Source organism: Janthinobacterium rivuli, from assembly GCF_009208735.1.
Taxonomy (GTDB): Bacteria; Pseudomonadota; Gammaproteobacteria; order Burkholderiales; family Burkholderiaceae_D; genus Janthinobacterium.
The window spans coordinates 203695-225370 of record NZ_WFLJ01000009.1; the positions used below are offsets into that span (position 1 = coordinate 203695).

Genomic DNA, 21676 nt, shown 5'->3' on the forward strand with positions numbered 1-21676 from the left:
CTCAAGCTCCTGTGGGGGTAAAGTAATTGCAGACGCAGCCGCGCCCGTTGCGCACGATGTGAAAGTCGATGTCGTACAGCGCGCGCAAGCGTTCCTCCGTGACGACCTCGTGCGCGGGGCCGGCAAAGCGCACGGCGCCGCCTTGCATGGCGACGACGTGGTCCGAATAATTGGCGGCGAAATTGATGTCGTGGATCACCAGGATCACGGTGCGGCCCTGCTCGTCGCACAGGCGGCGCAGCGCGCGCATGATCTGCACGGCATGCTTCATGTCGAGGTTGTTGAGCGGCTCGTCGAGCAGCACAATCTCCGTCTGCTGGGCGATCGTCATGGCCAGGAAGGCCATCTGCCGCTGGCCGCCGCTCAGTTCATCGACATACGCCAGGCGCAAATGTTCCAGAGATAAAAAAGCGATGGCCTCATCGATGGCTTGCCGGTCCTGCTCTGTCAACGCGCCTCGGCTGTAGGGGAAGCGGCCAAAGGCGACCAGCTCTTCCACCGTCAGGCGCAGGTTGAAATCAGGCGCCTGGCGCAGGGTGGCCACCTGCCGTGCATAGTCGGCAATGCGGACGGTTGCAATGCTGCGCCCGTCTATCGCAATCTCGCCGCCATTCGCTTCCTGCAGGCGCGCGATGAGCATCAGCAAGGTCGTCTTGCCGGCGCCGTTCGGGCCGATCAAGGAGGTCACTTTTCCCTTGGGAAACTGCGTGCTGACCTTGTCCAGCACGCGCCTTGCGCCGTAGCTTTTTTCGATCTGTTTGACGTGGATCATGCGGTGCCTCGGGTGCGGACCATGAGCGCGAGGAAATACGCGCCACACACCAGGTTGACGAGGATGCCGACCGTGGTCCGGTAATTGAAAACGTGCTCGACCAACAACTGGGCGGCGAGGAAGATGGCGATGGCGATGGCGCAGGCCAGCGGCAAAGTGGCGCGATGGCGCCCCGTGCGGGCCAGGGCGTAAGTCGTGTTCGCTACAAAGATGCCCATGAAGGCCGTGGGGCCCAGCAGGCTCGTCGACACGGCCACCAGCACGGCGATCAACGCCAACTGCAGCCGCACCGTGCGCCGGTAATCGATACCGAGCGAGATGGCCTGCTCGCGCCCCAGCGCCAGCACGTCGAGCGCCGGCAAGGTTTTTACGATGGCCACGCAGGCGGCGCCCGCCAGCACGGCCGAGTACAGCAATTGCATGGGCTGCGCCTTGTTGAACGAGGCCTGGCTGAACCCTTGCAGAATGGCAAATTCTCCCGGACTGATGCGCAGCTGGATGAACTGGGTCAACGTGCCGAGCACCATCGTCAGGACGAATCCCAGCAGCAACAGGAAATACACGTTGTTCTGGCCATCACGAAACAGCCAGTGGTGGATGCCCCAGGAATACGCCAGCATCAGCGCGATCGACACGACAAAATTGCCGTTCGGCCCCAGCAGCACCACGCTGTGCATGCCCATCGCGAGGATCAGCAGCGATTGCAGCAGCAAATATACGGCTTCGTAACCCATGACGGCCGGCGTGAGTATCCGGTTGCCGGCGATGGTCTGGAACACAATCGAAGAGACGGCCACGCAAACGCCGCCGATGGCGATGGCGGCCAGGCGCGCCAGGCGTTTGGGGATGACGTAATCAAAGTCGAGGTTGGCGCCGAGAAAGAGGAAGGCCAGCGCAAGACAAGCAACGACCAGCCACAGCGTCCGCAGGTTGACTCTCCGCCTCATCGCCGCCCCCGGATGATCAATATGAGAAACAGCACCCCGCCCACGCCGCCCGCCGTCAGGCCGATCGGCACCTCAAACGGGTAGATCAGCAGGCGCCCGGCGATGTCGCAAGCGAGCAGCAGCGAGGCGCCGCACAGGGCGACGATGGGCAGGGTGCGGCCCAGCTTGTCGCCATGGCGCAAGGCCACCAGATTCGGGATGGCCAGGCCGACAAACGGGATCGCCCCCACCGTGATCACCGTGGCCGCCACCGTGACGGCCACCAGCATCAGGCCCAGCGCCACCGTGCCCGCATAGTTCAGGCCCAGGCTGGCGGCCATGCCCTCGCCCATGCCCAGCACGGTAAAGCGTTGCGCGTACACATACGTCAGGGCGACGATGGGCAGGATCAGGTAAATGATTTCATAGTTGCCCTGCACGATCTTCGAAAAATCGCCGAGCAGCCAGCCCTGCATGCTTTGCATGATGTTGTTGCGGTAGGCATAGAACTCGGCCACGGCACTGAGCACGCCCCCATACACGAGGCCGATCACGGGCACCAGGATCGTGTTCTTGAAGCGGATGCGGCGGATCAGCGCCACGTACAGTACGCTGGCAGCCAGGCAGAAAGCCAGCGCGAACGCCATCTTGCCGGCCGTGCCCGCCGCAGGCGCCACGGTCAGCGCCACGAGGATGCCCAGCTTGGCCGCGTCGAGGCCGCCCGAGGTGGCCGGCTCGACGAATTTATTGCGCACGATGTGCTGCAGGATGACGCCGCAGACGGACAGACCCACGCCCGTCAGCACCAGCGCCGCCAAGCGCGGCAGCCGGCTGGCCGTCAGGGTCAGCCAGGCGTCATCGGAGAAGGAGAAAAGCTGCGTCCACGCAATGTCCCGCGCGCCGACCAACAGCGATGCGCCGCACAGCAGCAAGAAGACGAAAAACAGACGCGCCTGTATCAAAGCGTCATCCCTTTCACGACTGCGGCGCGGCGGAGCCGATGCGCCAGCCCTTGGCCGCCTGGCGCTGGGCCAGGAAGTGCGCGTACAGGCCGCCTTGTGCGCGCAAGGCGGCTGGCGCACCCTGCTCGCGGATCACGCCACCGTCCAGCACGACGATCTGGTCGGCCATGGCCACCGTCGACAGCTGGTGGGCGATGACGATCACCGTGCGCTTGCCGCGCAGCCGCGTCAGCGCCTCGGCGATGGCCGCCTGGTTTTCCGCGTCGAGCGCGGCCGTGGCCTCGTCGACCAGCAGGATCGGCGCATCCTTGATCAGCGCGCGGGCAATCGCGATGCGCTGGCGTTCGCCGCCGGACAGGCGCGCGCCGCCCTCGCCCACCAGGGTATCGTATCCCTGCGGCAAGCGGGCGATGATCTCGGCCACACCCGCCTGGCGCGCCGCTTCCCGCACCTCGGCATCGGTGGCGTCCGGCTTGCCGAGGCGGATGTTGTCGGCGATGCTGCCCTGGAACAGATAACTGTCCTGGAAGATCTGGCTGATCTGGCCAGCCAATTGCTCGCTGGACATATTCCGCACATCGACGCCGCCCACCAGCACCGCGCCTGCACTGGCGTCAAAGAAGCGCGCAAGCAGGCGCACCAGGGTCGTCTTGCCGGAGCCGGAAGCGCCGATCAGCGCCGTCATGCTGCCCGGCGCAATCTGCAGCTTGATGCCCGTCAAGACGTCGGGCTGATCCTGTGCATAGCGGAAAGCCACGTCGCGCAATTCGACGGCGCCATCGCGCGGCGCTTGCGGCTCGTGTGCTTCCGGCAGCGGTTGCACGGCGAAAATAGTGCGCGCCGCATCGAGCGGGCCGCGCGCGCCACGCAGCACTTCGCCATAGCTGGCCACTTCCTGCAGCGGGTCGACGAAACGCACCACCAGCAGCAAGGCCACGATGCCGGCGATGGCGTCTTGCGCAACGGCGGCACCGCCCGGCAGGCTGCCCTGCCACAGCGCGGCGGCCGCCAGCAAGGCGGCGAAGATGGCTTGCACGGTCCAGGCGTTGAGCACCGAGGCGAGCGCCGAGAGATAGATCAGCCGCGTGCCGGCGTGACGCTGCGCGTCGATGGCTTGCTGCAGGAAACGCATGCCGCCGTCAGCTGCACCACTGCCGTTACCATGGAAGGCGCGCAAGACGGATTGCGCTTGCGCAAACTCCACCAGGCGCTGGCTGGTCTGTGAAAAATGATGATGATACGCATCGTCGGCGCGCTGGCCCAGGTGCGCCGTCAGCCGCAAGGCGCCGGCCAGCAGGGGCAGCGCCAGCAGCGCCAGCACGCCCAGTTGCCAGTGCAGTGCGAACAGCGCAGCCAGCAGCACCACGGGCGTGACGGCGCCGCAGATCACGGGCGTGAGCACGTGGGCCGGCAGCTGCGCCACGTTCATCATGCCTTGCGTGATGAGGTGACCCAGTTTCGCCGTGTTCTCCGGCGTGAACCAGCCGACGGGCAGGCGCGCCACGTGGTCGCCCAGGCGCTGGCGTGCCCCTTGCAAGACCGTCACGCCCACGCGCACGCCCGCTTTTTCCACCTGGCGCCGCCAGGCCCAGCAAGCGACCAGCCCGGCCAGCAGCACGCCCAGCCACAGGGCCGCAGCGCCCACGTCGCCGCCCAGCAGACGGCCCAGGGCCAGCACCAGCGCCGTGATCGTCAGACCGCTGAGCACGCCATACGCGAGCGCCATGGCACAGTAGCGGCGGAACACGGGCGCATCATCGCCCAGCAGTTGAATGAATGTTTTCAGCATGGGGACGCCACTTCTTCCGGGGATGCCGGATAGCCGCCCAGCGCCCACAGTTGCGCATAGCGGCCCTTGTCGGCGAGCAAGCTTGCATGGCGGCCCTGCTGGACGATGGCGCCGTTCTCGACGACGACGATGTGGTCGGCGTGCATGATGGTGTCGAGCCGGTGCGCGATCACCAGCAAGGTGCGGCCCCGCGCAAAGCGCGACAGCGCGTCCTGGATCGCCACCTCGTTTTCCGCGTCGGCCGCCGCCGTCGCTTCGTCGAGCACCAGCACGGACGGGTCGAGCAGCACGGCGCGGGCGATGCTGACGCGCTGCAATTCGCCGCCGGACAATTGCGCATCCTCGCCGATGACGGCATCGTAGCCGCGCGGCAAGGCCAGGATGCGCTCGTGGATATTCGCCAGGCGCGCCGCCGCTTCCACCTCGTGCGCACTGGCCGATGGCCGGCCCAGCGCGATGTTCTCGCGCACGCTGGCGTGGATCAGCCGCACTTCCTGCAGCACGAAGCCGATGCGCCGGTACAACTCGGGCGTGGCGATGTGCCGCAAGTCGACGCCGCCGAGGGTGATGCGCCCTTCGGTCGGATCGAAAAAGCGCAGCAGCAGCCGCGCCAGGGTGGATTTTCCGGAACCGGAGGCGCCGACGATGGCCGTCACCGTGCCGGGCTGCAAGGTCAGCGTGATATCCGACAGCACCTTGTGCTGCCCGTCGTAGGCGTACGCCACGCCGTCCATGCGGATCTCGGTGCCATTCGGCAATTGCTGCTCCTCCGGCGCCGGCTGCGCCAGCACGGGCGTATCGAGCAAGGCTTGCACGCGCTGTGCCGCGCCCGTGGCGTTGTTGAGGTCATGCGTCAGATAGTGCAGCAACAGCATCGGCGCGGATATGCCGGGCGCCACCAGGGCGAACGGCAGGATATCGACGGGCGCCATCCAGTCCAGGGCCACGAAGACGGTGCCGGCGATCACCACCACGCCCAGCACGGCGACCGGCGCGATCAGCGCGTTGGCATTGGCCATCGAGCCGACGAGAGGGCGCGTAAAGGCGGCAAACGCCTCGGCAAACGCATCGACGGCCGTGCGGTAGCTGCCATGCGCGCGTCCCGTGGCGCCGAAGGCCTTGACCACGGGTATGCCATTGACGAACTCCACCACGGCATTGTTGATGCGCCCCATGCCGGCGACGAATTGTTCCATGTTGCCGCCGCTGGCCTTCATGGCGCGGCCGAAGAACAGGAAGAAGCCGGGAAACGGCAGGATGGCGATGAGGGCCAGGCGCCAGTCCATGGCGAACAGATAGATGACGGAGATGGCGATGGCGCCCACGGCGCGCGCCGTCGTCGTATAGAAATGGGCCGTGAGGCTGTGCAGGGTGTTGATGTCGTCCTGCATCGCCTGCTTGACCTCGCCCGAGGCCCGGCTGGTGAACCAGCCCAGCGGCACCTGCCCCAGGCGCTGCATGGCTTGCAGGCGCAATCGATGGGTGAGGCGGTTGTCGGCCAGGTGCGCGGCCAGTTCGCCCAGCGAGATCAAGGCCATGCCGGCAAACAGGCAGGCGACGCTGGCGAGGATGACCGGCCACACCTCGCCGTGCGCCAGCGCAGGGTCCAGGGCGATGTGCGCCAGCCGCGCGATGCCGGCCAGCGGCACCAGGGTAAGCATGGAACCCGTACCGGCGAGCCCGGCGGCGACGATCAGGCGTCCGCGGATGGGCTGCAGTATCCGGCTGATCGGGCCGGCCAGGCGGCGTTGGCTACGCATGGGAAAAACGGGAAAAAACGGGCATAAGTTCAATGGATAAGGGTGGCTCTTACCGTATATCCCGAACGAGAATGCAAAACCCTCAATCGGACCCGAAAAATTGTCAGGCCGCGGCGCGGGGGATGGCTTGCACCGTCACCCAGTAGCGCGTGCGCGCAACGATCTGCACGGGCAAGGCCAGCGCCAGGTTATGCAGCGCGCGGTCCGTGTCACTCAGGGAAAACACGCCATTGACGCTCAAGCTGGCCACGGCCGGGTCGCAGCGCAGCAGGCCGGGCCGGTAACGGGCCAGTTCGGCGATCAGCTCGTCGAGGCGCATGTTGTCGGCCACCAGCACGCCTTTCGTCCAGGCCGCCGCACTGGCCGGCACGGGGCCGGCCGATTGCACGATATCGGCCGAGAAAATGGCGCTGTAGCCCGTGTCGATGCGCACGGGCCGGCCGGGCGCATGCGCGAGGCGCACCTCGACGGCGCCCTCGAAGACGGCCACGCGCGACGTGTATTCGTCTTGCCGCAAGGTAAAACGCGTGCCCAGCGCCTGCACCGTGCCATGGCGGCCCTGCACGCGGAAAGGCCGCTGCGCCGGATCGGGATTGTGCGCCGTGGTGACGAGGATTTCGCCGCTGCGCAGGATCAGCAGGCGCTCACTGGCGTCGAAGCGCACGTCGATGGCGGAAGCGGACGCGAGCGTCACGCGCGTGCCGTCAGGCAAGGTAATCTCGCGGATCTCGCCCGTGGCCGTGGCATGCCCCGCCGTGGCCACTTGCCAGGCATCCGTGCCGCGCAGCAGGTACGCCATGCCGCCCACGGGCAGCAGCACGGCCAGCAGCTTCATGGCTCGGCGACGGTTCAGGTAGGCGGCCGGCGCCGGTTCGCGCAGCGCATGGCGGGCCGCGTCGCGCGGCACGCTGTGGAGTTTGCCTTCGAACGCCTGCAAGCGCTGCCAGGCGATGGCATGGTGCGGATGGGCCGCGCACCAGCGCGCACAGGCAGCCCGGTCTGCGTCGCTGGCGTCATCGGACCACAGGCGCGCCATCCACTGGGCCGCCTGCTGCACGATGGCGGGCGCGATCACCACGTCCATGACTCAGGCGTCCGGCGCATGCATGGCCTGGTAGCAGGCCAGCAAACCGGCGGCGATGTATTTTTCGACGGACGAGACGGACACCTGCAATTCGGCGGCGATATCGCGGTAGCTGAGGCCGTCGAGCTTGCACAGCAGCAAGGCGGTGCGCGCCTTGGCGGGCAAGCGGTGCAGCACGGCGTCGATTTCCGTCAGCGCCGCGATCACCAGCGCGCGCTCTTCCTCGGACGGGGCCAGCGCCTCGGGCACGAGGGCCAGCACTTCCAGGTAGGCCGTTTCGATCTGGCGGCGGCGGTACAGGTCGATGACCATGCCGTTGGCGATCTGCGTCAGGTGGCGGCGCGACTCCCCGGCCGGCGGCACCCTGCCCGTCTTCATCAGGTGCAGGTACACGTCGTGCGCCAAGTCGGCCGCATCGAAGGCATTGCCGAGCTTACGGCGCAGCAAGCCACGCAGCCAGTGATGGTGATCGGTGTACAGACTGCTGACTTGCTGCTGAAGCGCTAACTCGGCGGTGCTCACGATACCCTTCCTGTGGTCGATGGCCAGCGGAACCGCAGGCACACAAATATAAATGAGAATTATTCTCATTATATGGGAAGAAACAAGACAGCCGCAAGCATCGTGCCGCGCACATACGCAACGCCAGCCTGGACTGGCCAGGCAAGTGGAAAAAAAACCTGAAAATCAATGGCTTGCAGGTTTTTCACCCCCACGCCAAGGCATGGGATCAGCTCACGCAACTCAGCTGTTATGCATACGCTCAACAAAAAGTGCAGCAATAATGTCGCGCGAAGGAAGCCACGTTGAGGTCCGCCTGGATCGCGGTAACGCTACGCCAAGCGGGATGTTCCGGCAGGCATGCCATCATGGACCACAAGCGCAAGGTCATGCCCCGTTCAGCACGAGGACCGCTTATTCCGCGTAGCCGAAAGCCTGCATGGCTTCCTCTGCCTGCCGGCGGCATTTTTCACGGCTCTCTTCGCCCATGGCTGCCTCGAACTGCCGGACTGCGCCCGTATTAATCTCGTTATAGAGATTGCTGTGGTGACTGACGCCCTGGTAGCGAGTGCTCCTGTTTTCCGGACGCAGCATGCCGTCGGTATATTGCACACCCATAAATTCCGCCACGCCCGTCAACACCTTGGCAGGGTCGGCCACGAAATCTTCGTAGCGGACAAGGAGATAATTCTCCGCCACTTTTTCCATCTCGTATTTCAAATACAGATTGGTTGACGACCAGATTCTCGGGAAATACTCCTCGAAATCTTCTGCCCATCCCGTCCGATTCAATGACAACATCAGATCGCGAATGTCACGCACGATATGGATGACTTTATCCGCACCGCCCAACGCGCCAGACTCAATCAGCATCCGCATGGACATCAAGTCATTGGGCGACTTGTCGCCAGCCATCTTTCTTCCCGCCACTGAAGCCAACTGCGCATAAATGGCATTCACGATTGCATTGGCATCATAGCCGCAGTCAAATACGCAGGCGCGGATGTCATCCATGCTGAGATATTGCCCCAGACTGGCGGAAAAGCGGGTCGAACTGACAATCAACTTGAAGATCAACTCCCTGCCAATGGCCGCATCCCTGATCCGGTTGACAAGGAAGGCGAGAGGTACGATGAAATCGGTTTCATCTGGAACGATAAGGTCGGGATGCGCGCTGATGCATTGCGCCAGCAAGGTGGTACCGGAACGTGGGGAGCCAAAGATATAAAACACGGGAGCAACCTTTCAACTGCATTGCGAGAAATTTACTCAACGAAGCACGACTGCCTTCGCAACGGGATTTCCATTCCCCAGACAGGCACAGGTATTCTGGCTGTCCGGACAATCCCGGCCGCGACGGGAAACAGCCGGCAATACCCGCTGCGGCTGGAGCACCTGCTGCGCCAGGACGCACTACGACGCTGAACGCACGCCACGCAAAGACGGCGTGCAGCCAGCTTTCCCAGCGGCCCGGGAGCCGCTGGCCTTATTGGAGTTAGACGTTGAACAGGAAGTTCAGCACGTCGCCATCCTTGACGACGTATTCCTTGCCTTCGGCGCGCATCTTGCCCGCTTCCTTGGCGCCCGCCTCGCCCTTGTAGGCGATGAAGTCGTCATAGGCGATGGTTTGCGCGCGGATGAAGCCGCGCTCGAAGTCGGTGTGGATCACGCCGGCCGCTTGCGGCGCCGTGTCGCCCACATGGATGGTCCAGGCGCGCACTTCCTTCACGCCGGCCGTGAAGTAGGTTTGCAGGCCCAGCAGTTTGTAGGCGCCGCGGATCAGGCGGTCCAGGCCCGGCTCTTCCATGCCCATGTCGGCCAGGAAAGCGCCCTTGTCGGCGTCGTCCAGGTCGGCGATTTCCGCTTCCAGCGCCGCGCAGATGGCGACGATGGGCGCGTTTTGCGATTGCGCATAGGCCGTCAGCTGGTCCAGCAGCGGGTTGTTGGTAAAGCCCGTGTCCGACACGTTGGCCACGAACATGGCCGGCTTGGCCGTGATCAGGCACAAAGGCTTGATCAGTTCCATTTCGTCGGCATCGAGGCCCATGGCGCGCACGGGCTTCGCGTCGTTCAGGTAAGGCATCATGCGTTCCATGATGGCCAGCAGCTTGGCCGCGTCCTTGTCGCCCGAGCGGGCTTTCTTGTTTTCGCGGTGGATGGCTTTTTCCACGGTGCCCATGTCGGCCAGCGCCAGCTCGGTCTGGATGACTTCGATGTCGTCGAGCGGGTTGATCTTGCCGGCCACGTGGATGACGTTGTCATCTTCGAAGCAGCGCACGACGTTGACGATGGCGTCCGTCTCGCGGATGTGCGACAGGAACTGGTTGCCCAGGCCCTCACCTTTCGATGCGCCAGCCACCAGGCCGGCGATGTCGACGAATTCCACGATGGCGTTGACCATGCGTTCCGGCTTGACGATGGCGGCCAGCGCATCCATGCGCGGGTCCGGTACTTCGACGACGCCGACGTTCGGCTCGATGGTGCAGAACGGATAGTTTTCAGCCGGGATGCCGGCTTTCGTCAGTGCATTGAACAGGGTGGACTTGCCGACGTTCGGCAAGCCGACGATACCGCATTGGAGACTCATGGAAAACCTTTAAATAATCAATATTGCCGGCAAGCGGCTGGTGCAAAACGGCCGTTGCGGGCGTTTTCTGGATAATCTTGCTGTATTCATGCTCTAAGGGTCAATTGTACCTCTATGCACCCTACTCTTCAAAAAAACCGGGATGGCGACGCTAACTGTCGCCATCTCCGTCGTCCGCCTGCGACGCATCGAATTCCAGGAGATCGCCGGGCTGGCATTCGAGCATTTCGCAAATTTTCGACAGGGTATCGAAACGCACGCCGCGTACCTTGCCCGACTTTAAGAGCGACAGGTTCTGTTCCGTGATGCCGATAAAGGCGGCCAGTTCCTTTGATTTCACTTTTTTCCTGGCCAGTACCAGGTCGAGACGCACGACGATGCCCATCAGATGAACCCGCTGTTTTCATCGGCCAGGCGCTGGCCTTCATGGAGGATTTGCGCCAGCGCAAAGAAAACTGAACACAGCAGCAGGGTCCACAGGTCGCCGCCCGTGATGTCGATGACCAGGCGTAGCTGGCTCGTCCCCTCTTCCAGCAAGCCGAACAGCATGCCGCGCACAGTGGGTTCCAGCAAGGTCAACACCGTTCCCAGCAGCAAACCTCCGGCGAAACGGCGAAAGTGCCGCGCCACCTGCGGCGTGAAGTACACGCCCTGTTCGAACTGGCGCAAGACCAGGGCCAGCTGGCGCACGGCGTCACCCAGCACGCACAAGGCAGGCAAGGCCAGCGCCAGGCCCAATCCACGCTGCCACAGGGTCATGGCGGCCAGACGCTCGAATGGCTGGCTCTGCAATTGCAGCAACACTTCATACATGCCGGCGCCGCCGACCGCTCCCTGCACGGCAGGCGCGGGCGCCAGCCAGCCCAGCACCGTCAGAAGCAGGTACAGCACAAAGAACGCGGAGACGCCGTAGCGCACGCGCCGGCTCAGCGCCGCCGGCCCCGTCTGATTTTTTTGCATATTTAAAAGTATACGAAAACGTCAAGTGTGGTTAGAATAAATTATCGTAAAACAATAATTAGATCATGTTTTGCGACTATTTTAACATATTCACCCTACCCTATCGACTGGAGACACCATGAAAACCCTGCTTGCCTCGCTCGTTTGCAGCACCGCCTTTTTGCTCAGCGGCGCCGCCCGCGCCCATGACTTGCATGCCATGCTGCAGCAGGCGCTGGCCGACAAGAGCGTGCCGGCCATGGCCATACTCGTGATCCGCGACGGCAAGATCGATGCGCAGGCGCAGGCGGGCGTGCGCGCCAATGACGGCCACGACACGGTGGGCGCCGATGACGTGTGGAATATCGGCTCCGACGGCAAGGCCATGACGGTGACCCTGATCGCGCGGCTGGTGGAACGGGGCGTGCTGTCGTGGGATGCGCCGCTGTCCAGCATGCTGCCCGCGCTGGCCGGCGGCATGCGCGCCGAATACCGCGACGTCAACCTGATGGATCTGCTGTCGCACCGCGCCGGCCTGCCGCCCAATCCCGACGAGGCGTGGATCAATTCCACCTACACGGACACGCGCCCCTTGCCCGTGCTGCGCCTGGAATACGCGCAGCGCGCGCTGGCCGACGCGCCGGTGGCCGCGCCACGTGGCGAATCGCATTACTCGAACAGCGGCGCCATGATCGCCGCCGCCATCGCCGAGCGGATCACGGGCAAGACGTACGAGGAGTTGATGCTGGCGGAGGTGTTCGGTCCCTTGGGTATGCGGGCCGCCTTCGGCCCCACCGTGCGCGGGCAGAATCTGGGCCACAAGGAAAACAAACCGATCGCCGGATTGCTGGCCAGCAATCCGCTGATGATGGCGCCCGATGGGGAAATTCACCTGAGCATGCAAGACTGGGCCAAGTTTGCGCTCGATCAACTGCACGGCGAACAGGGCAAGGGCAAGCTGCTGAAACAGGAAACGTATGTCTTGCTGCATACGGCGCAGGGCGACACGAATGCGGCATTGGGCTGGGGCGTGATGCACTTTCCACCACAAGCGCCGCAGCGCGTGCTCACGCATCTGGGGTCGAACGGCTACTGGCATGCGCTGATCGCGCTGGCGCCCGGCAGCGGCGACGGCTTGCTGATCGCCGCCAACGCGGGCGAAGGCAGCAGCGCCCAGGCCAGCCAGCAGCAGATGGCGAAAACCATCATGGCCGGCTTCGGCAAGGCGGGGAAATAACTAGGCGGTATGGAGTTTCATGGTGGCCGCCTCGAACTTGCCTTCGACGATCTGCGGCATGACCTGCAACGATTTTTCTATCGCTTGCTCGATCAGTTCCTGGTCCTCGCGGCGCGGGCGGTGCAGCACGAAGTCGGCCACCTGCTGCTGCAGGCTGAGGGTGCGCGGATGGCCGATGCCCAGGCGCAAGCGCCAGTAATCCTGCGTGCCCAGCGCGGCCGTGATGTCCTTCAAGCCATTGTGGCCACCAGCCGAGCCGCCCTTTTTCAGGCGCGCGATGCCGGGCATCAGATCGAGTTCGTCGTGCACGACGAGCACCTCATCGGCAGCGATCTTGAAGAAGCGCGCCAGTGCGCCCACGGACTGGCCCGAGCGGTTCATGAAGGTCAGCGGTTCAAGCAGCCAGACTTCGTTGCCGCCGATGGAAGTCTTGGCCAGCATGGCGTTGTAGCGCGAATCGCGCTGCAAGCGCGTGCCGGGCAAGCTGTTGGCAAGGTTGTCCACCAGCCAGAAGCCGGCGTTGTGGCGGGTTTGTTCGTATTCGGGTCCCGGGTTGCCGAGGCCGACGATCAGGCGTATGGGCATGGCTGTGTCTGCAGTGTAAAAACGTATTATCGGTGAAAACGGGCAGAAAAAAACCCGCGCGGCGAACCTGGCGGGTTTTTCCTTGCGACTACCGCATTGCTGCGGCGGCAGAATTACTTCTTGTCGGCTTCAACAGCGGCAGCTGCTTCGGCTTCAGCGGCAACGTGGCCAGCCGGTACCGAAGCGGTAGCGATGGTCAGGTTGGCGCCGTGGGTGACAGCGGTCACGCCAGCTGGCAGGACCAGGTCGCCAACGTGCAGCGAGTGACCGACGTCGATGTTCGACAGGTCAACGTTGATGAATTCTGGCAGTTGGCCTGGCAGGCACGAAACTTCGATTTCGTTGGCTACGTGGCTGATGGTCGCGCCGTGCAGTTTGACTGCCGGGGAAACGTCAGCGTTGACGAAGTGCAGCGCCACTTTCACGTGGATGGCTTGCTTCGAGTCGACGCGCTGGAAGTCAGCGTGCAGAACCAGTTGTTTGTATGCGTGGACTTGGAAGTCGCGCAACAGAACTTGCTGGGAAACGCCGTCGATTTCCAGGTCCAGGATCGACGAGTGGAACACTTCTTTTTTCAACGCGTGGTACAGGGCGTTGTGATCCAGCGAGATCAGCACAGGGGCTTCAGCGCCACCGTAGACGATACCAGGGGTTTGGCCGGAAATGCGCAGGCGGCGGCTCGCTCCGGAACCTTGCAATTCGCGTTTAAATGCGATAACTTTCATGTGAAACTCCAAGAAGAACAAGGCTTGCGCCTTGTGTTATGAGGATGCCCGCGACCAGGCATCCTCGAAAATGGGGTGCAAAACACCCCGAAAATTAAAACACTGCGGCGCAACAGGCAAAAAGCCGGTCGCGCCGCAGGCAGTACGTCTGTTACTGCTGATCGAATCAGTCGATGAACAGCGAGATGACGGAGTCACCCTTGATGATGCGTTTGAACGTCTCGGCCAGCAGCGGCGCGCACGTCAATTGACGGATCTTGCCGCAGGCCAGGGCCGCTTCGGACAGGGGGATCGTGTCGGTCACGACCAGCTCATCGAGTGACGACGCCGAAATACGGTCGATCGCCGGGCCCGACAGCACCGCGTGCGTGCAATACGCCACGACTTTCTTCGCGCCGCGCTCCTTGAGCACTTCGGCAGCCTTGGTCAGCGTGCCTGCCGTGTCGACCATGTCATCCATGATCACGCAGTTGCGGCCTTCGACTTCACCGATGATGTTCATCACTTCGGACACGTTCGCTTTTGGACGACGCTTGTCGATGATGGCCAGGTCGCAGCCCAGGCGTTTTGCCAGGGCGCGCGCACGTACCACACCGCCGACGTCCGGCGACACCACCAGCAGATCCTGGTAGTTTTTCTTTTGCAGGTCACCCAGCAAAATTGGCGAAGCGTAAATATTGTCGACTGGGATATCGAAGAAACCTTGAATCTGGTCAGCGTGCAAGTCCATGATCAGGACGCGCTCGACACCGGCTTCTTCCAGCATGTTCGCCACCACCTTGGCCGAAATCGCCACACGCGCGGAGCGTGGACGACGGTCTTGGCGGGCGTAGCCGAAGTAAGGAATCGCGGCGGTGATGCGGCCAGCGGAAGCACGTTTCAAGGCATCAACCATCAGCATGATTTCCATCAGGCTGTCGTTGGTTGGAGCACAGGTGGATTGCAAAACAAAAACATCCTTGCCGCGCACGTTTTCGTTAATCTCGACCATTACTTCGCCGTCGGAGAATTTCGAAACGTTTGCTTTACCGAGAGGGATGCCGAGGTTTTTTGCGACCCCCTCTGCCAACGCTGGATTCGCGTTGCCGGTAAAAACCATCAGGTTTTCGTAAGCCATGGGAGTCCCAAGAGGTGATATAGAAGTCTTGAAAAGCACTAACCGGGCATAGGCCCGGTCAGTCATTGTTTAGAATATGCCGCGTGGCGACATATCTGCTTTTTCCCGCACTGGACGCTAACTTCGCATCGACAGACTACGGTGAAAGGATGGCAGGGGAAGAAGGATTCGAACCTTCGCATGCTGGAATCAAAATCCAGTGCCTTAACCAGCTTGGCGATTCCCCTACGTTACTGACTGCTTGCCGTCATGTTGGCCAGCATTATACCGACTTTTTGACGTTAAGCAAAATATTTTTTGCTGCCTGCTTTGCTTTACAACATGGCGAGCATCGGGTGGCGATTCAGCGCTTTTGCCTTCCAGGCGTTCCAGACTGGTGGCACATTGCTGAGCACCGCATCCGCTTCTTCCTGACTGCCAAACGCACTAAACACACAAGCACCGGAACCAGTCATCCTGGCTTCACCGTAAGCACCCAGCCATTCTACCGCATCTGCTACCGGCTTGAAAAGACTGCATGCCACTTGCTGTAAATCATTCTTACCAAACCCGCCCGCACCGTTTCCTGCTGCGAGGTACCTGGAAAAGTCCGCTATTGTGACGGGTTCGGAATTCCTCGTCAAGCCTTCCGCGCAAAAAATTGCGGCGGTCGGCACTTGCACGCCCGGCTCGATCACCACATACCAGCACTCGGGCGTGGCGACGGGCTGCAGGGCTTCGCCCACGCCTTCGGCGAAGGCATTCTCGCCAAAGATGAAAAACGGGATATCGGCGCCCAGCGGCAAGCCCAGCGCCATCAATTCCTCGCGGCTCAACCCTGCCTGCCACAGACGGTTCAAGGCCATCAGGGCCGTGGCCGCGTCGGACGAACCGCCACCGAGGCCGCCGCCCATGGGCAGCACCTTGTCGATGGCGATGTCGACGCCGCGCGGCAAGGCGCCAGTGCGGCGCAGCACTTCGGCCTGCAGCAATGTCGCCGCGCGGATGATCAGATCCTGCTCTTGCGGCACGCCGGCCAGTTCCGTCACGCGGCGGATCAGCGCGTCGTCGCGCAGCGCGAAATGCAGGGTGTCACCATGGTCGAGCAACTGGAACACCGTCTGCAGCAAATGGTAGCCATCGGCGCGGCGGCCGTTGACGTGCAGAAAGAGGTTCAGTTTGGCCGGTGCCGGGCAGTTGTTCAAAGTCGTCAGTGTCATGGTGCAGGTGCGGATGGGGCGGGATCGAGCACGATGCGCAGCGCCACGGCATCGGCCTGCGCGCTGGCATTGCGTTCGGCATCGATACGCCGCGGTTGGGGCAAGGCGCCCGGTGTCTTGTCGGCCGCATTTTGCCCTACTTCTTGCCACGACACATAGCGCAGGCGCCAGCCGTCTTTCGTGGTGACGCTGTCGTTCGCCGGCGACGCGACGAAACGCTTGCCATCGGCGCCCACGGCATAGCCTTGCAGCCAGTCGCGCAAGCCCGACACGGGCAAGGACCAGCCCAGCATCTGCGCGCTCAGGGTATCGACATCGGGCGCGCTGCGCGGCGCCTTGCCGCTTTGCGTCAGCACGGCCTGCTGCGGCGTGACGGCGATCGTCGCCAGGGTGCTGCCGACGGGCGAATACAGGGTCACGTCCGTGCGCTGCGCCGTCTGCTGCCAGTTGAAATTGACGGTGGCCGATTCGGGCTTGTCATCCTTCTGGTACACCACGTTCAAACGCCCCGTCAGCTCCACCTGCTCGCGGTAAGGGGCCACCGCTTGCGACGATGGCGCGGCGCCGGAGGAAAAGGGGGAAGGCAGGGTCGAGCAGGCCGACAGGGAGAGGCAAAGAGCGGTGAGAGCAAAGATGTTTTTTGGCATGGGAAATTTTTTGAGTCCACCCCAAGTGCAAAATCCGGGGTCAGTCCCTGCGGGATCGGAATGCGTTCCATTGGAACGCATTCCCCCTACAGGGTCTGACCCCAGCATTTGTCCTTGGGTTAACAATCACAAACTGACATTCAAGCGCGCCAGGGTACTTTTCAGCGCATCGTTTTTCGGGTCCTTGCTGCGCGCTTCGCGCCACAGCTTTTGCGCCTCATCCTTGTCGCCCTTCTGCCACAGCACTTCGCCCAGGTGGACGGCGATTTCCGGGTCGCTGCGCACGGCATAGGCGCGGCGCAGCGCGTTTTCCGCCGCGGCCAGGTTGCCCATGCGGAACTGCACCCAGCCCATGCTGTCCATGATGAACGGGTCGCCCGGCGCCATCTGCAGGGCTTTCTCGATCAGCGCATGGGCCTCGGGCAGGCGGATGCCCCGTTCGGCCAGCGAATAGCCGAGGGCGTTGTACGCGTGCTGGTTGTCGGGCGCCAGCGCCATCACGCGGCGCAGGCTCGCCTCCATCAGCTCGAGCTTGTCCAGGCGCTCGGCCAGCAAGGCGTAGTCGTACAGCAGCTCCGGATTGTCGGGGAAGCGCAGCAAGGCGTTTTCCAGCACCGTGTAGGCGCTTTGCACGTAGCCGGCATCGCGCAGGAATTGCGCGTCGACCAGCAGCACCTGCGCCTGGCTTGCCGGATCGTCCGTTTCGATTTCCGTCAGCGCCTTGCGCGCCGCATCGAGATTGCCGCCACGGGCGATCAGCTGGGCGCGGCGCAGGCGCGCCTCGACATAACCGCTGGACGCGCTGTTGTCGACCTTGTCCAGCCAGGCGATGGCGCCGGCCGTGTCGCCGCGCGTCTCGGCGATCTGCGACAGGATCATCAGGGCCTTGAACGGGTCGCGCGTGTCGCCCGGGGATTTTTCGAGCACGGCCAGGAAGCGCTTGAAGTACTGCTCCGCGCCCTTGGTATCTTCCAGCTGCAGCGCCACGATGCCGAGCGCATACAGGCCGCCCACGTTGTCGGGCTGGCTTTTCAGCAGCAGCAGGAACTGGTCGCGCGCCGGCTCCAGCTGTTTTTGCTCGACCAGCAGGCGCGCATACGCGCCGCGCACTTCGACGGCGTCCGGATTCTTTTGCAGGAAGGTGGCCAGCACCTTGCCCGCCGCCGCGGGTTCGCCCGTCACCTGTGCCAGGGTCAGCGCGGCCAACTCGGAGTTCGGCTTGATCGCCAGCGCCTTGTTCGCTTCGCCGATGGCGCGCTCACGCTCGCCGAGCGACAAGGCGCCCTGCGCCAGCACCAGGTGCGCTTCGAACATGTCCAGGTAGGGTTGCACCAGGCGCGTGAGCATGGCATACGCGAACAGCTTGTCATTCGAGCGCGACAAAATCTGCTGCATCTGGAACAGGGCCACGCCGCGTGCGCCCGCCGGCGCCTTGGCCAGGCGCTCGGCGAAGATCGGTTCGGCTTCGTCGATCTTGTCCGTCAGGACGACAAAGCCGAGGAAGAATTGCGTTGCCTCGTCCGATTCGGGCGCCAGCTCGCGCCACAGGCGGATGGCCGCCAGCGCTTCGCTGCCCTGCTTGGCGGCCAGCGCCATTTCGGATGCGCGGCGCGCCAGGCGCGGGTCGCGCGTCTGCTGCGCCGCCACCATCATCGTCACGTACGGCCCTTGCCACTGGCCGCTCTTGAATTCCATTTCCGCCTTGGTCAGCTTGTACAGCAGGTCGCTGCTCAATTCGACCTTGGGCAGTTTCTCGCCCTTGGCGTCGTCGCCGGATTCGGTGTCGGGCACTGGCTGCGCCGTGGCAGCAGCAGGGCTGGCCACCCCATCGACAGGGGCGACAGGCGTCTGTGCCATGGCATGCGTGGCCATCAGGGCGGACAAGGTTACAATGGCGAAAGCGTTTTTCAAAGGCTGATCCTGGCTAAACGGCAAAGTTTGATTCTACGCCCAACGCGGCTATCGCGTACTTCACGTATGTAACGAAATATATACGTCGTGGCGGCGTAGCGTGCCCGGGCCAGCCGTTCGCCGGCAACCCGCCTGTTTTTTACCCGGTTTTCCACCATTCGAGCCCTATGCCAGAATTGCCAGAAGTCGAAGTCACACGGCGCGGTGTCGCGCCCCACATCGAAGGCCGTGCCGTGCGCGCCGTCGTGCTGCGCCGCGACGGCCTGCGTTGGCCCTTCCCCCCTGCCCTGGGCGAACAATTGTCGGGGCAAACCATCGGCTTGACGGGGCGGCGCGGCAAATACCTGCTGATCCACTTCCGCCACGGCACCCTGATCATCCACCTGGGCATGTCGGGCCATTTGCGCGTGCTGCCGCCGGGGACGGAGGCGCAAAAGCACGACCATTTCGACCTCGTCGTGGAAGACGCGGACGGCGGCAGCCAGGTGCTGCGCATGACGGACCCGCGCCGCTTCGGCGCCGTGCTGTGGCACGACGAGGCCGACGGCCCGCTCGATGGCCACGCGCTGCTGCGCGGCCTGGGCACGGAACCGCTGGAAGGCGGCTTCACGGGCCAGCTGCTGTTCGAGAAAACGCGCAACAAGGGCAGCAATATCAAGCAGGTGCTGATGGCGGGCGACATCGTCGTCGGCGTGGGCAATATCTATTGTTCCGAAAGCCTGTTCCGCGCGGGGATCAACCCGAAGACGCCGGCCCGGCGCATTGGCCTGGCCCGCTATGAGAAACTGGCGCAATCGATCCGCGACGTGCTGGCCGAAGCCATCGTGCAAGGCGGCAGCACCCTGCGCGACTTCATCGGCGTGAACGGCCAGTCCGGCTACTTCCAGCAGACGTATTTCACGTACAACCGCGCGGGCAAGCCATGCCGCGTCTGCGGCGCGCCGATCCGGCAAATCGTGCAGGGCCAGCGTTCCACGTTTTACTGCGTGAATTGTCAAAAGTAAGTCATACGCAAAGGGAGCCAGATGGTCAGAGACTTGGAACAATACAGCGCGTGGCGCCAGGACGTGCAGGCCGCCTTGCAGGCATACCGGCAAGCCGCCAGCGCGGCGGGCCTGGTCGACGGCGCCTCCGCGCTGCGCCTGGCGCGCTGTGGCTCCCGCCTGGCCGATGACCGTTTATCGGTGGCCTTCGTGGCGGAGTTCTCGCGCGGCAAATCCGAGCTGATCAACGCCATCTTCTTTGCCGGCTACGGCCAGCGCATCCTGCCCTCGGGCGCGGGCCGCACCACCATGTGCCCCACCGAGCTGCTGTACGACGCGGCCTGGCCGCCATCGATCCGGCTGCTGCCCATCGAGACGCGCGCACAGAACCTGTCGACCAGCGACTACCGCGACCTGCCCGCCGCCTGGACCGTCCTGCCCCTGAATATCGAGGCGGGCGGCGACATGCAGGAAGCCATCCGCCAGGTCAGCCTGACGAAAAAAGTCAGCGTGGAAGAAGCGGCGCGCTACGGCCTGTACGACGCCGACGACGCGGACGCTCCCGCCATGCTCGACGAGGACGGCCAGGTGGAAATTTCCATGTGGCGCCACGCCATCATCAACTTCCCCCATCCGCTGCTGAAACAGGGCCTCGTCATCCTCGACACGCCGGGCCTGAACGCCATCGGCACGGAACCGGAACTGACCCTGAACCTGATCCCGAATGCGCACGCGGTGCTGTTCATCCTGGCGGCCGACACGGGCGTCACGCGCAGCGACATCGAGGTATGGCGCAACCATATCGGCGCCGGCGCGGGGCGATTGGTGGTGCTCAACAAGATCGACAGCATGTGGGATGAATTGCGCGGCGATGCCGAAGTGGCGCAGGCGATCGAACGCCAGCAGGCCAGCGTGGCGCATCTGTTGACACTGGACACCGGCCAGGTGTTTCCCGTCTCTGCGCAAAAGGCCCTGGTTGGCAAGATCAACCACGATGCGGCGCTGCTGGACAAGAGCCGTTTGCTGCCGCTGGAGACGGCCCTGTTCGAGGAGCTGATCCCCGCGCGCAAGGACATCATCCGGCGCCAGCTGGCGTTCGACCTGGACGCCATCGAAGCGGCGCAGCAGGTGCAGGCGGCGGCGCGCGCGCGCGGCATCGCCGAGCAGCTGCACGAACTGCACAGCTTGCGCGGCAAGAACCAGAGCGTGATTGCGCACATGATGCGGCGCATCGATATCGAGAAGAAGGAATTCGACAGCAGCCTGTTCAAGCTGCAGGCAACGCGCGCCGTGTTCACCCGCCTGTCGACGGAGCTGTACACGAGCCTGGGCATGGACATCGTGCGCGACGATATCGATGGCGTGCGCGCCGCCATGCAGCGCAGCCGCTTTTTCACGGGCTTGCGCGAAGCCGTGCGCCAGTACTTCGAGCGCATCGCCAGCAACCTGGACCGCTCGGAAGGCAAGACGGCCGAGATCACGGAAATGATGAACGTGATGTACCGCAAATTCGCCTCCGAACATGGCCTGGCGCTGGCCTTGCCGATGCCGTTTTCACTGGCCCGCTATCGCCAGGAAATCGCCGACATCGAAGCCGTGTATCACAAGCAGTTCGGCACGGCGACCCTGCTGACCACCAGCCGCGTCGTGCTGATGGAAAAATTTTTCGACACCATCGCCTCGCGCGTGCGCCGCAGCTTCACCAACGCCAACGACGACGCCAGCGCCTGGCTGAAAGTCATCATGGCGCCGCTCGAAGCGCAGATCGTCGAATACAAGGAACAGCTGAAACTGCGCTTTGCCTCGATCCAGCGCATCCACGACGCGACGGGCAGCCTGGAACAGAAGATCGCCGGCTTCGAAGCGAGCCTGGCGGCGCTCGAACGCGACAAGGCGCAGCTGGCGCAATTGCTGGCCGCCTTGCGCGCCGCCAGCGCAAGCTGAGCCACATC

20 protein-coding genes and 1 tRNA gene are annotated in these 21676 nt (G+C 63.5%); 3 read left to right on the forward strand and 18 right to left on the reverse strand.

Going from position 1 to position 21676, the window contains the following annotated elements:
- Position 1: 1 nt before the first annotated feature.
- The 11 genes from GCN78_RS14100 to GCN78_RS14150 all read right to left on the reverse strand — a co-directional run bounded on the left by GCN78_RS14100 (position 2) and on the right by GCN78_RS14150 (position 11341).
- Positions 2–772 (reverse strand): iron ABC transporter ATP-binding protein, encoded by a 771-nt coding sequence (locus GCN78_RS14100; protein ID WP_152252272.1) that lies wholly within the window; start codon positions 770–772, stop codon positions 2–4.
- The gene (locus GCN78_RS14105) at positions 769–1719 is read right to left on the reverse strand and encodes an iron chelate uptake ABC transporter family permease subunit (RefSeq protein WP_152252273.1); all 951 of its coding nucleotides are present in this window, start codon (positions 1717–1719) and stop codon (positions 769–771) included. The genes GCN78_RS14100 and GCN78_RS14105 overlap by 4 nt, the downstream gene beginning before the upstream one ends.
- Complete coding sequence (locus GCN78_RS14110) at positions 1716–2657, reverse strand: ABC transporter permease (RefSeq protein WP_152252334.1); 942 nt, start codon at positions 2655–2657, stop codon at positions 1716–1718. The genes GCN78_RS14105 and GCN78_RS14110 overlap by 4 nt, the downstream gene beginning before the upstream one ends.
- A gap of 16 nt (positions 2658–2673) precedes the next feature.
- On the reverse strand, positions 2674–4449 hold the full coding sequence (locus GCN78_RS14115) for an ABC transporter ATP-binding protein (protein ID WP_152252274.1): 1776 nt from the start codon (positions 4447–4449) through the stop codon (positions 2674–2676).
- On the reverse strand, positions 4443–6209 hold the full coding sequence (locus GCN78_RS14120; RefSeq protein ID WP_152252275.1) for an ABC transporter ATP-binding protein: 1767 nt from the start codon (positions 6207–6209) through the stop codon (positions 4443–4445). Before GCN78_RS14120 ends, GCN78_RS14115 begins: the two co-directional genes overlap by 7 nt.
- A gap of 103 nt (positions 6210–6312) precedes the next feature.
- Positions 6313–7293, reverse strand: coding sequence for a FecR domain-containing protein (locus GCN78_RS14125; RefSeq protein ID WP_152252276.1), 981 nt, complete (start codon positions 7291–7293; stop codon positions 6313–6315).
- A 3-nt stretch (positions 7294–7296) separates the two neighbouring features.
- A complete protein-coding gene (locus tag GCN78_RS14130; RefSeq protein ID WP_152252277.1) occupies positions 7297–7815 on the reverse strand; it encodes a sigma-70 family RNA polymerase sigma factor in 519 nt (172 codons plus the stop codon).
- A 393-nt stretch (positions 7816–8208) separates the two neighbouring features.
- Positions 8209–9027, reverse strand: coding sequence for a sulfotransferase family protein (locus tag GCN78_RS14135; protein WP_152252278.1), 819 nt, complete (start codon positions 9025–9027; stop codon positions 8209–8211).
- 262 nt (positions 9028–9289) lie between these two features.
- Positions 9290–10381, reverse strand: a complete 1092-nt coding sequence (gene ychF / locus GCN78_RS14140; RefSeq protein WP_034778348.1) for a redox-regulated ATPase YchF — start codon at positions 10379–10381, stop codon at positions 9290–9292.
- A 151-nt stretch (positions 10382–10532) separates the two neighbouring features.
- Positions 10533–10766, reverse strand: a complete 234-nt coding sequence (locus tag GCN78_RS14145) for a helix-turn-helix domain-containing protein (RefSeq protein ID WP_152252279.1) — start codon at positions 10764–10766, stop codon at positions 10533–10535.
- Complete coding sequence (locus GCN78_RS14150) at positions 10766–11341, reverse strand: hypothetical protein (protein WP_152252280.1); 576 nt, start codon at positions 11339–11341, stop codon at positions 10766–10768. The genes GCN78_RS14145 and GCN78_RS14150 overlap by 1 nt, the downstream gene beginning before the upstream one ends.
- A gap of 118 nt (positions 11342–11459) precedes the next feature.
- On the opposite strand from GCN78_RS14150, the gene GCN78_RS14155 reads away from it, so the two are divergent.
- The gene (locus tag GCN78_RS14155; protein ID WP_152252281.1) at positions 11460–12557 is read left to right on the forward strand and encodes a serine hydrolase domain-containing protein; all 1098 of its coding nucleotides are present in this window, start codon (positions 11460–11462) and stop codon (positions 12555–12557) included.
- Here GCN78_RS14155 and pth read toward each other — a convergent pair whose 3' ends face one another.
- The 7 genes from pth to GCN78_RS14190 all read right to left on the reverse strand — a co-directional run bounded on the left by pth (position 12558) and on the right by GCN78_RS14190 (position 18741).
- The gene (gene pth, locus GCN78_RS14160; protein WP_086145733.1) at positions 12558–13142 is read right to left on the reverse strand and encodes an aminoacyl-tRNA hydrolase; all 585 of its coding nucleotides are present in this window, start codon (positions 13140–13142) and stop codon (positions 12558–12560) included.
- A 113-nt stretch (positions 13143–13255) separates the two neighbouring features.
- Positions 13256–13867 (reverse strand): 50S ribosomal protein L25/general stress protein Ctc, encoded by a 612-nt coding sequence (locus tag GCN78_RS14165; RefSeq protein WP_131688254.1) that lies wholly within the window; start codon positions 13865–13867, stop codon positions 13256–13258.
- A gap of 166 nt (positions 13868–14033) precedes the next feature.
- Entirely contained in the window at positions 14034–14984 is a 951-nt protein-coding gene (locus tag GCN78_RS14170; RefSeq protein ID WP_131688255.1) for a ribose-phosphate pyrophosphokinase, read from the reverse strand.
- Positions 14985–15134: 150 nt separating this feature from the next.
- A tRNA-Gln gene (locus GCN78_RS14175) sits at positions 15135–15211 on the reverse strand.
- Between the two features lie 87 nt (positions 15212–15298).
- Positions 15299–16183: a 4-(cytidine 5'-diphospho)-2-C-methyl-D-erythritol kinase gene (gene ispE / locus GCN78_RS14180; RefSeq protein ID WP_152252282.1), complete on the reverse strand. Its 885-nt coding sequence runs from the start codon at positions 16181–16183 to the stop codon at positions 15299–15301.
- Positions 16180–16830 (reverse strand): outer membrane lipoprotein LolB, encoded by a 651-nt coding sequence (locus GCN78_RS14185; protein ID WP_152252283.1) that lies wholly within the window; start codon positions 16828–16830, stop codon positions 16180–16182. Before GCN78_RS14185 ends, ispE begins: the two co-directional genes overlap by 4 nt.
- A gap of 126 nt (positions 16831–16956) precedes the next feature.
- Positions 16957–18741, reverse strand: coding sequence for a tetratricopeptide repeat protein (locus GCN78_RS14190; RefSeq protein ID WP_152252284.1), 1785 nt, complete (start codon positions 18739–18741; stop codon positions 16957–16959).
- 167 nt (positions 18742–18908) lie between these two features.
- On the opposite strand from GCN78_RS14190, the gene mutM reads away from it, so the two are divergent.
- Positions 18909–19745, forward strand: coding sequence for a bifunctional DNA-formamidopyrimidine glycosylase/DNA-(apurinic or apyrimidinic site) lyase (gene mutM, locus GCN78_RS14195; RefSeq protein ID WP_152252285.1), 837 nt, complete (start codon positions 18909–18911; stop codon positions 19743–19745).
- A 21-nt stretch (positions 19746–19766) separates the two neighbouring features.
- Positions 19767–21668 carry a dynamin family protein gene (locus tag GCN78_RS14200; protein WP_152252286.1) on the forward strand — a complete coding sequence of 634 codons (1902 nt, stop codon included), beginning with the start codon at positions 19767–19769 and terminating at the stop codon, positions 21666–21668.
- Positions 21669–21676 lie beyond the last annotated feature (8 nt).

What these genes read in the sequence shown, in the direction of transcription:
- GCN78_RS14100 (WP_152252272.1), bottom strand. Translation starts at nt 772, where the DNA reads ATGATCCACGTCAAACAGATCGAAAAAAGCTACGGCGCAAGGCGCGTG.
- GCN78_RS14105 (WP_152252273.1), bottom strand. Translation starts at nt 1,719, where the DNA reads ATGAGGCGGAGAGTCAACCTGCGGACGCTGTGGCTGGTCGTTGCTTGT.
- GCN78_RS14115 (WP_152252274.1), bottom strand. Translation starts at nt 4,449, where the DNA reads ATGCTGAAAACATTCATTCAACTGCTGGGCGATGATGCGCCCGTGTTC.
- GCN78_RS14120 (WP_152252275.1), bottom strand. Translation starts at nt 6,209, where the DNA reads ATGCGTAGCCAACGCCGCCTGGCCGGCCCGATCAGCCGGATACTGCAG.
- GCN78_RS14125 (WP_152252276.1), bottom strand. Translation starts at nt 7,293, where the DNA reads ATGGACGTGGTGATCGCGCCCGCCATCGTGCAGCAGGCGGCCCAGTGG.
- ychF (WP_034778348.1), bottom strand. Translation starts at nt 10,381, where the DNA reads ATGAGTCTCCAATGCGGTATCGTCGGCTTGCCGAACGTCGGCAAGTCC.
- GCN78_RS14145 (WP_152252279.1), bottom strand. Translation starts at nt 10,766, where the DNA reads ATGGGCATCGTCGTGCGTCTCGACCTGGTACTGGCCAGGAAAAAAGTG.
- GCN78_RS14150 (WP_152252280.1), bottom strand. Translation starts at nt 11,341, where the DNA reads ATGCAAAAAAATCAGACGGGGCCGGCGGCGCTGAGCCGGCGCGTGCGC.
- GCN78_RS14155 (WP_152252281.1), top strand. Translation starts at nt 11,460, where the DNA reads ATGAAAACCCTGCTTGCCTCGCTCGTTTGCAGCACCGCCTTTTTGCTC.
- pth (WP_086145733.1), bottom strand. Translation starts at nt 13,142, where the DNA reads ATGCCCATACGCCTGATCGTCGGCCTCGGCAACCCGGGACCCGAATAC.
- GCN78_RS14165 (WP_131688254.1), bottom strand. Translation starts at nt 13,867, where the DNA reads ATGAAAGTTATCGCATTTAAACGCGAATTGCAAGGTTCCGGAGCGAGC.
- GCN78_RS14170 (WP_131688255.1), bottom strand. Translation starts at nt 14,984, where the DNA reads ATGGCTTACGAAAACCTGATGGTTTTTACCGGCAACGCGAATCCAGCG.
- ispE (WP_152252282.1), bottom strand. Translation starts at nt 16,183, where the DNA reads ATGACACTGACGACTTTGAACAACTGCCCGGCACCGGCCAAACTGAAC.
- GCN78_RS14185 (WP_152252283.1), bottom strand. Translation starts at nt 16,830, where the DNA reads ATGCCAAAAAACATCTTTGCTCTCACCGCTCTTTGCCTCTCCCTGTCG.
- mutM (WP_152252285.1), top strand. Translation starts at nt 18,909, where the DNA reads ATGCCAGAATTGCCAGAAGTCGAAGTCACACGGCGCGGTGTCGCGCCC.
- GCN78_RS14200 (WP_152252286.1), top strand. Translation starts at nt 19,767, where the DNA reads ATGGTCAGAGACTTGGAACAATACAGCGCGTGGCGCCAGGACGTGCAG.